The following is a 13,806-nucleotide window of genomic DNA, read 5'->3' on the forward strand; positions in this document are numbered from 1 at the left end:
GCGGGGGCCGTCATCGGCCTTGCGCAGCCTCTTCAGCGGCGCTCGCCTTCGCGGGCTAGAGGGGCGGTCCGATCCGTCCCTCGCGAAACTCGAACCCGCCCTCGCGGTCGCGCGCGAGCAGCGCGGGACCGTCGAGATCGACCCAGCGCGCGCGCTGCGCGAGCACGAACGCCGGCGCGATCGCGAGGCTGGTCGACAGCATGCACCCGACCATGATCGACAACCCCGCCGCGTCGGCGGCGTCGGCGATCCTGAGCGCTTCGGTCAGCCCGCCCGCCTTGTCGAGCTTGATGTTGACCCCGTCATAAAAGGGACCGATCCGCGCGACGTCGGCGGCAGTCTGGCAGCTTTCGTCGGCGACAAAGGGCAGCGGCGCGTAAACTGGATCGAGCAGCGCGTCGGCGCCCACCGGCACCGGCTGCTCGATCATCTCGACCCCCATGTCGGCGAGCGCCTCGGCCTCGCTCAATATGTCGATCCCGCCCCAGCTTTCGTTCGCATCGACGATCAGCCGCGCCTCGGGCGCACCCTTGCGCACGCCGGCAACCCGCAAGCGATCATCCTCGCCGGTCAGCTTGATCTTGAGCAGCCGATAGCCGTCGGCCGCCGCCGTCGCCGCCTGTTCGGCCATCGCGCCCGGCGTGCCGAGCGAGATCGTATAGGCCGTGACCCGTGCGGTCGGCGCCCCGTCGCAGCCAGCAAGCTGCCAGAGCCGGAGTCCGCGCTGCCGCGCTTCCAGATCCCATAGCGCGCAATCGAGCGCGTTGCGCGCCGCGCCCGGCGCCATCAGCTCCTGCACCGCGGCGCGCGCGCTGGCGGCATCCAGCTCGGCGATATGCGGCGCGGCGAGCAATATCTGGTCGCGGCATCCCGCCGCATCCTCGCCGAGATAATAGACGGGTGTGCCCTCGCCGCGCCCGCCCGCGCCTTCGCCCTCGATTTCGGCGACGACGACGTCGACATGCGTCTTGGCGCCGCGGCTGATGACGAACTCGCCGGCAACCGCCCAGCGCTCGACGCGCGCGCTTTTCAGTTGGATAGCCATATGGAAAGGCTAGTGTAGATCGCCATGACCGGCAAATCCCTTTCCGAACGCATCGGCGATCTCGGCCACCGTCTCGCGGTCGAGGCGCAGGCCGCCTGGCTCGCGGCGCGCGACCCGCGCGTGCCATGGTTCGCGCGCATCCTCGCGGTCGCGGTCGCCGCCTATGCGCTGTCGCCAATCGACCTCATCCCCGACTTCATTCCGGTGCTCGGTTGGCTCGACGATCTCGTCATCGTCCCGCTCGGCCTGCTCATCGTCCGGCGATCGATCCCCGCTCCGCTCTGGGCCGAACTCCACGCCGCCGCCGAAACCGCAAGCGAGCGCCCATCGAGCCGCGCCGGCATGGCGTTCGTCCTGCTGATCTGGGCAGGGCTGCTCTACATCGTCTATTGGGGCGTGCGGATTTCACCCTGGCATTGAGCCTCAGGCGAAATACCTGCTTGGGGGTGGAGAGCTGCCCTAAACTCCTCCCTGTCGCGAAGCGATGGGGAGGTGGCAGCCCGAAGGGCTGACGGAGGGGCTATGACGCGCCGTCACGGCCCCTCCACCACGCCCTGCGGGCGCGGTCCCCCTCCCCATCGCTGCGCGACTGGGAGGATCAATGTCCGCTACCGGTCGCTAATGGCCGCTACCCGCCGTGCGTCTGGATCCATTTCTCCACAACCGGCGCGATCTCCTCGCGCCATTTGCGGCCGTTGAAGATGCCGTAATGCCCGACACCCTTCGCCATCAGATATTTCTTCTGCGCCGCGGACAGCGCCTTCGCGAGCGTCAGCGCCGCCTTGGTCTGGCCGATCCCCGAAATATCGTCGCGCTCGCCCTCGATCGCGAGGATCGCAATGTCCTCGATCGCGCCGACGTCGACTATTTGACCGCGGTGCGTCATCTCGCCCTTTGGCAGCAGGTGGCGCTGGAACACGACATCGACCGTCTGCAGATAGAATTCGGCGGTCATGTCGCACACCGCGCGATATTCGTCGTAGAATTCCTTGGTCTTGTCGGCGCCTTCGCCGTCGCCCTCGACCAGATGCTTGAACATCTCCCAATGGCTCATCATGTGATTGCCGAGGTTCATCGACATGAAGCCCGCAAGCTGCAGGAAGCCCGGATAGACGCGGCGGCCGGCGCCCGGATAATAGGCCGGCACGGTCGCGATGACATTCTCCTGGAACCAGGCATAGGGCCGCGTCGTCGCATGCTGATTCACCGCGGTCGGCGCCTTGCGCGTGTCGATCGGCCCGCCCATCATCGTCAGCGTCTTCGGCCGGCATTTGTGCCCCGCCGCCGCCATGATCGCCGCGGCGGCAAGGCTCGGCACCGACGGCTGGCACACCGCCAGCACATGCGCGCCCGGACCGATATGCTCGAGCCAGCCGATCAGATAGTCGACATAATCGTCGAGGTCGAACTTGCCCGCCTCCAGCGGCACGTTGCGTGCGTCGCGCCAGTCGGTGATCCATACGTCGTGCCCGGGCAGCATCCGCTCGACCGTCCCGCGCAGCAGCGTCGCATAATGGCCCGACATCGGCGCGACGATCAGCAGCTTGGGCGCGCCTTTCGCGCCCTTATGCTTGAAATGCTTGAGCTGGCCGAAGGGCTTGCGCGCCTCGATCGCTTCGGCCACGCGCACCGTTTCGCCATCGACGACCGTATCGTAAAGTTCGAACCCCGGCTTGCCGCGCGGCGCCGCCGCATGCGCGAAGACTTCGAGCGCCGAGGCGAACATCGGGCTGCCGCCGAAATAGCCGAGCGGATTGGCCGGATGCTGCATCACCTGCGCGCCCGCCGTGGCAAGCGCGCTCGCCCCCGCGAGCCAGTTTTTCTGCATGTCAAAGGCGTGGTACAGCATCAATTGATATTCCTTGCGTCCATATGGGCACTCTTCCGGCGCCCTGATGCTTCACACTCTAGGCAATCATCGTCATTGTGCAACGCATCATTTTGCGATGCTTCACGCCCTTTGAAGCGCGGCGCCATTCTGCGTCGTTGAGCGCGGTCCCCGCCGCTGCTAGGGCCGGTGCGATGGTCAGCCAGTCCGATCCTTCCGCCGCGAACGCACCAGCCGAACCCCGCCGCAAGCTCGGCAGCCTGCGCATGGTGTGGCAACATGCCAGCCGCTATCCGCTGCAATTGATCGTCGCCGCAATCGCGCTCGGGGTCGCCGCGCTTGCGACGCTCGCAATCCCCTATCAATTCAAGGAAATGATCGACAGCGGCTTCATCGCCGGCGGCGGCGACGTCGCACCGCATTTCCGCCTCTTTTATGCGATCTGCGTCGCGCTCGCCCTCGCTACCGCGCTGCGCTTCTATTTCGTCAGCTGGCTCGGCGAACGCACCGTCGCCGACATCCGCCAGGCGGTCCAGCGCAACCTGCTGCGCCTCGCCCCCGGCTTCTTCGAGGAAAACCGTCCGTCCGAAATCGCCTCGCGCATGACCTCGGATACCGCGATCATCGAGCAGGTCGTCGGGACGACCGTCTCGGTGGCGCTGCGCAACATGGTGATGGGTATCGGCGGCGTCATCTATCTGTTCAGCCTGTCGCCAAAGCTCACCGCGGGCATATTGCTCGGCATTCCGGTGATCATCCTGCCGATCGTGCTGCTCGGCCGACGGCTCCAGAAAGTTTCGCGGACCAGCCAGGACCGCGTCGCCGACATCGGCGCGACCACCGCCGAACAGATGGGAGCGATGAAGATCGTTCAGGCCTTTGGTCAGGAAACACGCGAAGCCGAGCGTTTCTCGGTCGCGGTCGAAGCCAATTTCGCGACCGCGAAGCGCCGCATCCGCCTTCGTGCGATCATCACCGCGACGGTGATCGGCCTGCTGTTCGGCGCGATCACGACGCTGCTCTGGTACGGCGCCGAAGGCGTTGCGCAAGGCACGATCACCGGCGGCACGATCGCCGCCTTCGTCCTCACCGGCGGGCTCGTCGCGGGAGCGTTCGGCGCGCTCACCGAAGTCTATGGCGACCTGCTCCGCGCCGCCGGCGCCGCCGAGCGATTGAGCGAGTTGCTGAACGCCGAAGCGACGATCGCTCCGCCCGCGAAGCCGCGGCCGTTCCCCGAACCGCCGCTCGGAACGCTCGAATATGCGGACGTCGAATTCCACTATCCGACCCGCCCCGATGCGCCGGCGCTCCACGACTTCAGCCTCGCGATCCGCCCGCGCGAGACGGTCGCGATCGTCGGCCCCTCGGGCGCCGGCAAGTCGACGCTCTTCCAGCTCGCCGAACGCTTTTATGACCCGCAGGCGGGACAGATTCTTCTCGACGGCGTCCCGCTTACCGAGGCCGATCCCGCCGACATCCGCGCGCGCATCGCAATGGTGCCGCAGGAAACGGTGATCTTCGCCGCCTCGGCGCGAGATAATCTGCGCTACGGCAACTGGAGTGCGACCGATGACGAGCTCTGGGCGGCCGCACGCGCCGCCAATGCCGAGGAATTTCTGCGCAAGCTCCCGCAAGGCCTCGACACTTTCATGGGCGAAGGTGGCGCCCGTCTCTCTGGCGGCCAGCGCCAGCGCGTCGCGATTGCGCGCGCGCTGCTCCGCCGCGCGCCGCTGCTGCTGCTCGACGAAGCGACCTCGGCGCTCGACGCCGAATCCGAAAAGCTCGTGCAGGATGCGCTCGAAACGCTGATGACGGACCGCACGACGATCGTCATCGCGCACCGCCTCGCGACGGTGCGCGCCGCCGACCGCATCATCGTAATGGACGACGGCCGCATCGTCGAAGAAGGCAAACATGACGAACTCGTCGCCGCCGACGGCCTCTATGCCCGCCTCGCGCGGCTCCAGTTTCAGGACAATCTCGCCGCCGCCTGACCAGATCGAAGGAAATGACGATGCTCTATGACCTGACCGTACCGGCCTATCAAAACGGCCTGAAGGCTTTGTCGGGCGAATTGTCGAAGGCAAGCGCGTGGGGCGCGGATAACGGCATCGGGGAGTTGCAGTTCTCGGTCGCGCGGCTCGCTCCCGACATGTTTCCACTCGCCTCGCAGATCCGGTTCACCTGCATTCAGGCGCTGCAACCCCTGAGCCGCCTCGGAGGCATCGCGATTCCCGAACTTCCCGAAGATGCGACCGACTTCGCCGGAATGCAGGAGCAAATCGCTGCGACGCTGGCAGTCCTCGATGGCGTCGATCGCGCCGCGCTCGGCGGCGACATGGAGCGGGCAGTGAGCTTCGACCTGCCGAACGGCATGATCTTCGACCTCAGCGCCGGCGACTATGTCCGCGACTGGGCGCAGCCGCAATTCTACTTCCACCGCATTGCGGCCTATGCGATCCTGCGCCACATGGGCGTCCCGCTCGGCAAGGCCGATTATGTCGTCTATATGATGCGCCACCTCCGCCCGGGAACGGCCCCCGCCGCCTGATCGGCGACGTGGCGCCCCGATCTCAGATCAGCCCGGCGTAATTCTCGATACCTGGAAAGGCGAGCTTGGTCCCGCCGTTGCGCCGGATCGCTCCGATTGCCTCATCGACGCGCAGATAACGCGCCCGCGCATCGGGTTCGAGCAGGATCGCCGCCGGCTCGGCGCGCTCCGACGCCTGCTTTACCAGAACGCCCAGTTCGGCGATGTCGATCGCTTCGTCGTTCCAGCGGATCACGTCGCGCCTATCGATTGTGACCCGATTTTGGTCGAGTATTTCCCCGGGGAGGACTTCGCCATTCGACAGCATCACGTCGACGCTGTGCGTCGGCGGCGGAATGGTGATGATGAACATTACCAGCATCACCAGCATGACGTCGATCAACGGCGTGGTGTTGATGTCGGGATCGCCATTGGGGTCGGCGCGAAAAATGCTGCGATGGAACATGCTGCGGCGTCTGCGCATCGTCTCTCTCCCGCTTGGGGAGCGAGCGCCGCAATCGATGGGCGCCCCGCCCCCGCATCGAGGGCGCGGGATCGGCCCGCACCCTCTATGTAACGATATATCAGAATATCGGACAAGCAAGGAAAATCGAGAAAGGACTTCGAACACCCTCGCGCAAAATCGCATAAAAAAGGGCGGCGCCTTTCGGCACCGCCCCTCTTTTCTTCCAGTCCCCGTCGGGGATGGAAACCGGTCTTACATGCCCGAGTTCGGACCGTAAGTGATTTCCACGCGACGGTTCTGGTCGTTGCGGACGCCGTCGGCGGTCGCAACGGCCGGGCGGGTTTCGCCGAAGCCCTGCGCGCTGATCGAGCCATCCGAGATGCCACGAGCGGTCAGGTAGCTGCGAACCGCGTCGTTGCGGCGGTTCGACAGGCCGACGTTGTACGTGGCCGAACCCGAACGGTCGGCGTGACCGGCGAGCATGACCTGCGTACCCGTGCAACCACGGTTGTAGGCGCTGATCGCGTTGTCGAGCGTCGAAGCCGCTTCCGGCGTGATGTTCGACTGATCCCAGTCGAAATACACAATGTACGGCCCAGGTGCGCATTCCACGACCGGCGGCGGCGGCGGAGGCGGCGGAGGCGGCGGAGGCGGCGGAGGCGGCGGGGGCGGCGGGGGTGCCACCGGCTCCGGAGCGCCACCGAAGTTGAACGTCAGCGTGCCGAGGATCGAGTGCGAACGGAAGCGCGTCGAAACGTCGCGCCCCGTCTGATCGACCAGATCCAGATTGTCGGCGTTGAAGAAGCGATACTTCAGGCCAACGTCGATGTTGTCGCTCAGCGGAGCGCGGACGCCCGCGATCGCCTGCCAGGCAAAGCCCGTGTCCGAATCGTCGAGGAACGGACCGGCAAAAACGGGTTCGACCGAAACGCGGGCGACACCGGCGCCGCCGCCGACAAAGCCCTGAAGGCCGTCGTCGTCACCGAAGTCGAGCAGGCCGTTGACCATGAAGCTGAGCGCGTTCGAATCGCCGTTCAGGTCGGTGTTACCGGTAAAGGTGCCAGCGCCACCCGGGGTGGTCGGAATGCCGGGGGTCGTGAAACGGCCCGACTTGATGTCGGCTTCACGGAAACCGACTTCGACTTCCGCGCGGAAACCGCCGAAATCGTAACCGACGGTGCCTTCGACATCATAGCCAGCACGATGATCGAGCGAACCGGCATTGTTGAAGGTGCCGATATCGAGGTCCAGGTCCTCGACGAGCATTGCGCCGGCACCAACACCAACATACCAGGAGTTGTCGCGCGCAAGAACCGGCGACGCCAGGGTGGTGGAGGCCAACGCCACAGCGACGGCAAGCTTCCTCATAGTAATTCCCCTTTCAATTTGAGATATACGTCTCGGCAGACGTCCTACTCGCCGCTTTGGTTCCGTGCAAGTGAACAAATCGTCAATCTGTTGCCAAAAAGTCGCACTTTGTTCGCCAACGAACGCAAATTCAGCCTGAAATCAGAATGCCCTGCGCAGCGAGGTTGAGGATCAGTGCCGTAATCGCGTCACGCGCTTCGGAATCGACCGTCGTCCCGCCCGTGGGCGCGCTGACCGTCGCTGGCGCCGTCCACTCGCTGCCGTCGAATCTCAGCCGCGCGCCATCGGCGAGACGGGTTACCTGCACCCCGGCGCGCGGCGCGGCGAATCTCCAGCCTCCTGCGGTCCAGATGGCGATCGCATTGCTCTCTCCGGCCCAGGCCCCGGCCGCAGCGGTATCGACGATCCAGCATTGTCCGATCGCGGGATTCGCCGGCGGCGCTGCAAGCGGCCCCGCTTCGATCGCCGCGTGGACAAGCGCATCGAGCAAAGTGAGCGCCTCATTGTGCGTCACCTCCTTTTGCGCTTGCGCAACGGCAAGTAACGGCAACGCAAAGCGCGGCGTGATCGGCATGTCGGTCATGATCAGTCCTTATGTCAAAGCCAGGAAAAGCGGCGGCGACCGCGAAAAATCGCCAGTCTGGCGAATTTCCAGCACGTGCCCCGGCGCCAGCGCGGCGAGTTCGCCCGCGCCGATATTCAGCACGGGCGACACCGGCTCCCATGGTCCGATACCCGGGGCCGGCGGCACCAGCGAAACGCGCCACATTTCGCGGGTTTCGCCCAGCGGCTGGTCGACATGGTCGCGCCAGCCGGCGTCGATGCGGCTTCGTCGCGTCCATCCGATCGTCACGCCGCCCGCGCCATCGGGACGGATATGCCCATGCACCGGCGAAAGCGGCCGCAGCGCCTGCCCGGCCGCCGCGATGCCGGTCTCGGTCAGCGCGGTGCCGTTCCGCGGCGCCCACTGAAGCGTCGCCCCGCCGCCCGCCGTCATCGCGGCAAGATCGCCAGTCAGCATCAGCAGCGCCGGATCGTCGAGCAGGACGAACGGCTCGCCCGCCGGATGGATCGTCGCGCTTGCGGTCCCGGCACGCCCGCGAAGCAGGCGCGACAAGCGCCACACCCCCGGTCCCGCGATCTCGGCTTCGCCGAATTGCAGCAATTCCCCGCCCACCATCGCCCGGTTCGCGCCGCTCAGCAGCGCGGCGTCATCGACCGATTCGAGCGTCATCGATGGATTGACCAGTTCGACCATCACGGTGCCGGAAAGATCGAAAAGGCTGTCGCTCCCCGCCGCCAACGCTCCGCAAGCAGGCCAAGCGCCGCCGCCGGGCGCACCGATCCGATCGGGATCGGCTCGGCCCCGGTCGACGGAACGAACCAGCAATCGGCGCCACGCCAGCCGTCGTTGCTGCCCGCGGCGGCAATCAATATCCGCGGCGCCGAAGCCGCGGGGCTGCCCAAATTGGGCAGGTCGAACAGCTGGACCATGCCGGCCGCGTCGGGCCAGTCGGGCACACCGACGGGAGCGCCGGGCGCCGCGGGAAGCTCGGCGGCGGGAAGCGGCTGATAACGCCGCAGTTCGAGCGAGATGTCGTTGCCACGCACCGTCCGCCCTGCCAGCCGCCAGCGGCTCCCGTCGGCGCCGGCCACGACCGCTCCGACGGTCAGCGCCAGCGCGGCAAGGTCGGCGTGCCGCACCGACGTCTCGCGCTCGTCCGCCGCGGCGGAAGCCAGCCGCTGCGCCAGCGCCCGCGCCGACGTCGCCGGCAGCACCGCGGGCAGGTCGATCCGCTCCTCGCGCGCGCCGCCACCCGCGACCAGGCTCGTCTGCTGGCCGAGCTGGAAATCCCGCTCCGGCTCATAATGGCGCAGGCGGATCGTTCCCGGCAGCGACGACAAAGGCGCGCGCCGCCGCTCGGCGCGATCGCCCGCGACATCGCTCCGCCGCGCTTCGCAAAAATCGCCCAGCACCGGCACCGCGCCCGTTTCCGCGGCGGGCGCCAGCCGCCATCCCTCGGGCCCGCTCGCCAGCCGAATGCCGTCGGCGTCGAACAGCGGCGCCAGCGCATCGCGCGTCCGATCACCCGACGCCGCATAGCCCGAAAAGGGCCAAGCGCCCCGGCAGCGCCCCGCGCCGCCGAGCAACGCGTCGCCGATCGACCCGGCATCGACGCTGCCCGCATCGGCCTCGACCTCGAAGGTGAGCGACGGAATCCGGTTCCCGAACGCCCCTAGTTCGAGTTCCTCGAAGACCGCATAGGCGAGACCGCGAAACGCGCTCGCCGACGCGATCCCCAGCGCCGACGCGATCAACGGATCGGCCGCCTGATCCTCGCTCCCGTCATACCAGCGGAAGGTGCAGCGCTCCCGAAAACTGCCGCTCGTCCCGCGCAGCAGATTGCCGTCGGCCCAGATGCGCCTGATCGCGCGGACGGGGCGCGACGACAACGCGATCGCCAGCGACACGGCATAGCTATATTCGGTCGTCGAGGGCCGTCCCTTGCCGCCGCCGCGCTTCGTCCGCCGCTCGATCAGGTCGGTCGCCCAGATCACGCTGCCCGCGACGCGCATCGTCCCGAACAATTGCGGAATCTGTTGCCCATAGGTCGACGCCTGAACCTTCAAATCGACGAGCCGCGGCCCCTCGCGCCCCTTGGGCTTGAAGATCTGGGCGTCGACCTGCTGCCCGACCGCCGCGCCGATCGCGGCGCCCACCGGGCCTCCGACAATCCCGCCCACTACCGTCAGCACCAACGTCGCCATCAATTTGCTCCCCGAAAATCCCCCTCCCGCAAGCGGGAGGGGCAGCGAGACTTGGGCGCTCGCGCCCTAGTCGCAGCGGGGTGGGCACAGCGGCAATCGCCAGCGCACCGCATCCCGCAATCCGTCATCCAGCGGCGTCTCCACCACCCGCCGCAGCCCCGCATGGGCATGGATGAAAGTCTCGGGCCCGATCAGGCCCAGATGATATTGCCGCGCCGGATGCGCGATCAGCGCGACATCGCCGGGACGCACCGCATCGCTAGCGCGAACGAAACCCGCCGCCGCGAGCGCGCCCTCGATCCGATCGAGGCACCAGCCGCGCAGCGGATAGGCCGCCGGCCGCGCCAGCCGCCGTCCCGCCGCCGCATAGGCCGCCCAGACCAACCCGACGCAGTCGAGCCCCGTCGCCGGATCTTTCCCCTGCGGGCGGAACCGGGCCCCCACCATCGCGCGCGCCGCGCGAAAGGCGGCCGCGCCGCAATCAGCCACCAGGATAGCGCGTCAACAGGTCGTTGCCCGGCAGATGCGCCTCACCGCGGAAATTGATCGCATTGGCAAAACGGTCGCGGCAGGTCGCAAGCTGCTTGTCGCATCCCTCGACCAGCCGCACGCGCACCGGACCCGAGGGCGCGAACGCCGGCGCCTCGGCGAGGTGAAGCCTGGCTCCGTCGGCGGAAATCACCGGGCTTTCCAGGCCGCAATTGGCGCCCTCGATCCACGACAAGCTGCCGAACGCCATCCCGTCCAGCGCCGCGTCGAGCGTCACCACGCGCCCCTCCACGGCCACGACGCGCCGGACATGCGTGCGCGGCGCCAGATCGATGCGGCACGCACGATCGCCCAGCATCGCGCGGCACGAGGGCGAAGTCGCCGGACACACCGGCCGGTCGAGCAGCCGCGTCACGCCCTGCAACTCGGCGGCAAAGGCGGCCCCGCGCTGCTCGATTGCGCCTAATGATCCGCGCGCGACCGTCACCGGCGCGGCCTCGGGCGCGGTCCAGTCGGTCACGAACAGCTCGAGCTCGGCCCCGTCCCATCGCCCCGCTTCCAGGTCGCGTGCGGCGATCGCATCGCTCGCAATCGCGCCCTCCAGGTCCATCGTCGCGACGTCGAGGCTATCGCTCGTCTCGATTGCCGAGGGTTTCATTCCCGGCGCCGCGCGATACGCCAACCCGTCGATCACCAGATCCCGGTCGTGCGAAGTAAAACCGATCGCGACCCCGTCGCGCCGCGCCAGCCGCCAGCACCACGCGAGCGTCACCACTTCCTCGCGCAGCCAGCCGGGCGCCGCCATCAGCGTCATGCCGAACCCCCTTGCGGCGCCCGCACCTCGACCAGCGGCACGCTCGCCAGCTCGCCCGCGAGGAAGGTCGCGCGGCTCGCCTCCAGCCGGTCCTCGGCAAAGCGCACCGGCACGTCGAACAGGAATCCTGCACGCACCGCGATCCCTGCCGCCGGCGCGGCGTCGAGCAATATCGCGCCGTCGTCCGTGACCAGAAACGCCGCCGTCTCGATCCCGTCGACCGATACGCGCACGCTCCCTTCGACCGGCAGCCGGATCGGGCGAGCCTGCCCGGCGTCGCCCGCGCCATAATGCTTCACCAGCGCGAACTCCCGCCGCACCCCGTCGCCCAGACCGAGCAGTTGATCGTCCGCCGCGGGCAGACCGCCGTCCGACGCCGAACTGCTGTCGAAGGGATCGCGAAAGCGAAACGCCCGCGCCGCGCCGCGCCGCGCGCGGAAGAAATCGGCCAGCAGGCGCACATCGGCCTCGGACCTTATCCCCGGTCCCGCGTCATAACGCATCCGCGCCTCGGCCCATTCGCTCGCCCGCTGCTCGTGCCCCGATGGCGAGCTCACGATCTGGGTCGAAAATTCGGTCGCGACCACCGCCTCGCGCCCGATCGCGAGCGGAAAATCCACCGCATCGAAAGCCTGCACATCATCCTCCCCGTCAAAGGCCACGAACCCGTCGCGCGCCACCTGCGGCAGCGCCCAGACAAAGGTGTGCGCCACCCCTGCGCGCTGTGCCGCCCGAGCGGCATCGGCGATCGCCGCCCACCCGGCGCGCTGCTCAGGCAACAGCACGAAGCCCGAAAAATAATGCTGCTCTTCAATCGGATAGCCGAGTCTCACCGCCATCGCCGCCCGCGCGCGCGCCGTCTCCGCCCCGCGCCCGCCGGTCACCCAGTCATAATCCTCGAGCTGGAGCACGTCGAAGGCCGGCGCCGCCCACCCCAGCGGCACATTGGCACGCCGCAGCGCGGGCGCGGCGGGATCGAGCACCGTCGGCAGATAGACGAGCAGGTGGCTCATCAATCCCGCCGCCCCGGCCGCATCGCGCGCGGCTGCGAGCAGCGCCGCGGTCGATCCCGCGAGCAGCGCCCCCAGCGCATCGAGCATCGCCAGCTGCGGCGCGTCCAGCGCCGCCCGCACGTCGGCGATCGGCACGCTCGCGCTGCCCAGCGCCGCCGTAGTCGCGGCGTCATAGGCGCAGATCCGCCCTTCGCCCGCGATCCACCACCACGGCTCGCCGACCTGGAATTTCGGCGCGAGTCCGGCCGCCGCGCCGATCGCGACGAAGGCGCGGGCGACCGCCTGCAAATACCCCATCGCCTCGCCATTCGCGGGCGAGAGCAAGGTCGATGGCGGCTCCCATCCGGTGAGCGCCGGCGACCCGTCGCTCGCGCGCTGCTTCCATTCGTCGGGGCAATAGGCATCGAACAATTCGTAGGAGAGCGACCAGATCACCCCCAGCCCCGCCGCTTCGCACGCCGCCGCGAACCCCGCGTGCCACGCCGCGCACGGCGCATTGAGCGCCCCGCCCGCCACGCTCGCATGAAACGCACCGTCTGCCGCCTCGAGCCGCATATAATGGCTCATCCCGACATAATGGACGACATCGCCGCGATAGCCGAGCTGCACCATCTGCCGCACCAGCCGCGCCGGCGTCAGATGATAGCTGTCGTCATAGCCGCCCGCGATCCCAAGGCCGTGCTCGGGCATCACCACATCGCCGATCGCCAGCACCGATCCCGACCCCGAACAGGCGATCGCGCTCATCTCGGCCCAGCCCTCCACCGGCGCCGGCAGCGCGCCGTCGCCGCCGTCATAGTCCGGCGGGACCAGCGAAATGAACATCCGGTCGATATCGCCCGCCCACACCCGGTCGGCCTCGCCGGGCAACAGAAACCCGCCGTCGAGCGCATCGAAATCGAGCGTGACGACGGCATCTTCCGCCGTCCCCACGGCATAATTCCACAACCGCACATACCAGGCGCGCGGGCTGCCCGCCGCGTCGCGCCCCTCGATCGTCAGCGTCGGGCCGTGCAGCGCGTCGAGCGGCTTCACCCCGCCCGACCGCCACCGGAACCTCAGCTGCGTGTGCCGGAAATCGCGCTTCGTCTCATAGGCGAGCAGCGGATGATCCCACCGGTCCTCGCTCTCCCAGATCAGCCCCGCCAGGTCCTGCTTCCGGTAAAAGACCGCCTCGACGCGCAGCGCGCCCGGCAGCTCACTCGTCACGCTCGCCATCATCGGCCGCGCGAAATCGACCGTCCAGAAGCGCGGGTCGAACCGCTTGAGCCAGCCTTTCCGATGATGCGGCTCGGCCGCCACCAGCGCCCAGCCCATCACAAACCCCCTCCCCTCCCGCAGGCGGGAGGGGCGGCGAGACTTGCGAGCTCGCTCGCTAGTCGCAGCGGGGTGGGCCGACCCAACGCCTCAGGCCCACCCCCAACCCCTCCCGCCTGCGGGAGGGGAGCCGCAGCATCTCGCCCACAGTCCAGCACCTCCACCAT

Annotated in this window: 13 protein-coding genes; 3 read left to right on the forward strand and 10 right to left on the reverse strand. The window is 68.1% G+C overall.

What is annotated here, in order from left to right:
• Positions 1–55 precede the first annotated feature (55 nt).
• The gene (locus QZL87_RS13660) at positions 56–1,045 is read right to left on the reverse strand and encodes a dipeptide epimerase (protein WP_295320335.1); all 990 of its coding nucleotides are present in this window, start codon (positions 1,043–1,045) and stop codon (positions 56–58) included.
• 24 nt (positions 1,046–1,069) lie between these two features.
• Here QZL87_RS13660 and QZL87_RS13665 point away from each other — a divergent pair, with 24 nt between their 5' ends.
• Positions 1,070–1,465 carry a YkvA family protein gene (locus tag QZL87_RS13665; protein WP_295320338.1) on the forward strand — a complete coding sequence of 132 codons (396 nt, stop codon included), beginning with the start codon at positions 1,070–1,072 and terminating at the stop codon, positions 1,463–1,465.
• 208 nt (positions 1,466–1,673) lie between these two features.
• On the opposite strand, the gene phaZ is transcribed toward QZL87_RS13665, so the two are convergent.
• A complete protein-coding gene (gene phaZ / locus QZL87_RS13670) occupies positions 1,674–2,894 on the reverse strand; it encodes a polyhydroxyalkanoate depolymerase (RefSeq protein ID WP_295326891.1) in 1,221 nt (406 codons plus the stop codon).
• A gap of 173 nt (positions 2,895–3,067) precedes the next feature.
• Between phaZ and QZL87_RS13675 the strand changes: the two genes are divergently transcribed.
• Positions 3,068–4,867, forward strand: coding sequence for an ABC transporter transmembrane domain-containing protein (locus QZL87_RS13675; protein WP_295320340.1), 1,800 nt, complete (start codon positions 3,068–3,070; stop codon positions 4,865–4,867).
• Between the two features lie 20 nt (positions 4,868–4,887).
• Entirely contained in the window at positions 4,888–5,424 is a 537-nt protein-coding gene (locus QZL87_RS13680; RefSeq protein WP_362987480.1) for a DUF1993 domain-containing protein, read from the forward strand.
• A 22-nt stretch (positions 5,425–5,446) separates the two neighbouring features.
• Here QZL87_RS13680 and QZL87_RS13685 read toward each other — a convergent pair whose 3' ends face one another.
• The 8 genes from QZL87_RS13685 to QZL87_RS13720 form a co-directional block, all read right to left on the reverse strand.
• On the reverse strand, positions 5,447–5,887 hold the full coding sequence (locus tag QZL87_RS13685) for a biopolymer transporter ExbD (RefSeq protein WP_295320345.1): 441 nt from the start codon (positions 5,885–5,887) through the stop codon (positions 5,447–5,449).
• Positions 5,888–6,121: 234 nt separating this feature from the next.
• Positions 6,122–7,237, reverse strand: a complete 1,116-nt coding sequence (locus QZL87_RS13690) for an OmpA family protein (RefSeq protein ID WP_295320348.1) — start codon at positions 7,235–7,237, stop codon at positions 6,122–6,124.
• A 130-nt stretch (positions 7,238–7,367) separates the two neighbouring features.
• Entirely contained in the window at positions 7,368–7,820 is a 453-nt protein-coding gene (locus tag QZL87_RS13695) for a DUF2793 domain-containing protein (protein ID WP_295320351.1), read from the reverse strand.
• A 9-nt stretch (positions 7,821–7,829) separates the two neighbouring features.
• Complete coding sequence (locus QZL87_RS13700) at positions 7,830–8,498, reverse strand: hypothetical protein (RefSeq protein WP_295320353.1); 669 nt, start codon at positions 8,496–8,498, stop codon at positions 7,830–7,832.
• Positions 8,495–10,006, reverse strand: a complete 1,512-nt coding sequence (locus QZL87_RS13705) for a phage tail protein (protein ID WP_295320355.1) — start codon at positions 10,004–10,006, stop codon at positions 8,495–8,497. The genes QZL87_RS13700 and QZL87_RS13705 overlap by 4 nt, the downstream gene beginning before the upstream one ends.
• 66 nt (positions 10,007–10,072) lie before the next feature.
• The gene (locus QZL87_RS13710; protein WP_295320357.1) at positions 10,073–10,495 is read right to left on the reverse strand and encodes an NlpC/P60 family protein; all 423 of its coding nucleotides are present in this window, start codon (positions 10,493–10,495) and stop codon (positions 10,073–10,075) included.
• The gene (locus QZL87_RS13715; RefSeq protein WP_295320359.1) at positions 10,488–11,309 is read right to left on the reverse strand and encodes a DUF2163 domain-containing protein; all 822 of its coding nucleotides are present in this window, start codon (positions 11,307–11,309) and stop codon (positions 10,488–10,490) included. Before QZL87_RS13715 ends, QZL87_RS13710 begins: the two co-directional genes overlap by 8 nt.
• Entirely contained in the window at positions 11,306–13,639 is a 2,334-nt protein-coding gene (locus QZL87_RS13720; RefSeq protein WP_295326893.1) for a DUF2460 domain-containing protein, read from the reverse strand. The genes QZL87_RS13715 and QZL87_RS13720 overlap by 4 nt, the downstream gene beginning before the upstream one ends.
• Between the last annotated feature and the right edge of the window lie 167 nt (positions 13,640–13,806).

It is taken from the genome of uncultured Sphingopyxis sp. (assembly GCF_900078365.1).
Taxonomy (GTDB): domain Bacteria; phylum Pseudomonadota; class Alphaproteobacteria; order Sphingomonadales; family Sphingomonadaceae; genus Sphingopyxis.

Bases quoted from the DNA above. Each gene is read 5' to 3' on its own strand.
- QZL87_RS13660 (WP_295320335.1), bottom strand. From the start codon at position 1,045: ATGGCTATCCAACTGAAAAGCGCGCGCGTCGAGCGCTGGGCGGTTGCC.
- QZL87_RS13665 (WP_295320338.1), top strand. From the start codon at position 1,070: ATGACCGGCAAATCCCTTTCCGAACGCATCGGCGATCTCGGCCACCGT.
- phaZ (WP_295326891.1), bottom strand. From the start codon at position 2,894: ATGCTGTACCACGCCTTTGACATGCAGAAAAACTGGCTCGCGGGGGCG.
- QZL87_RS13675 (WP_295320340.1), top strand. From the start codon at position 3,068: ATGGTCAGCCAGTCCGATCCTTCCGCCGCGAACGCACCAGCCGAACCC.
- QZL87_RS13680 (WP_362987480.1), top strand. From the start codon at position 4,888: ATGCTCTATGACCTGACCGTACCGGCCTATCAAAACGGCCTGAAGGCT.
- QZL87_RS13685 (WP_295320345.1), bottom strand. From the start codon at position 5,887: ATGCGCAGACGCCGCAGCATGTTCCATCGCAGCATTTTTCGCGCCGAC.
- QZL87_RS13690 (WP_295320348.1), bottom strand. From the start codon at position 7,237: ATGAGGAAGCTTGCCGTCGCTGTGGCGTTGGCCTCCACCACCCTGGCG.
- QZL87_RS13695 (WP_295320351.1), bottom strand. From the start codon at position 7,820: ATGACCGACATGCCGATCACGCCGCGCTTTGCGTTGCCGTTACTTGCC.
- QZL87_RS13705 (WP_295320355.1), bottom strand. From the start codon at position 10,006: ATGGCGACGTTGGTGCTGACGGTAGTGGGCGGGATTGTCGGAGGCCCG.
- QZL87_RS13715 (WP_295320359.1), bottom strand. From the start codon at position 11,309: ATGACGCTGATGGCGGCGCCCGGCTGGCTGCGCGAGGAAGTGGTGACG.
- QZL87_RS13720 (WP_295326893.1), bottom strand. From the start codon at position 13,639: ATGGGCTGGGCGCTGGTGGCGGCCGAGCCGCATCATCGGAAAGGCTGG.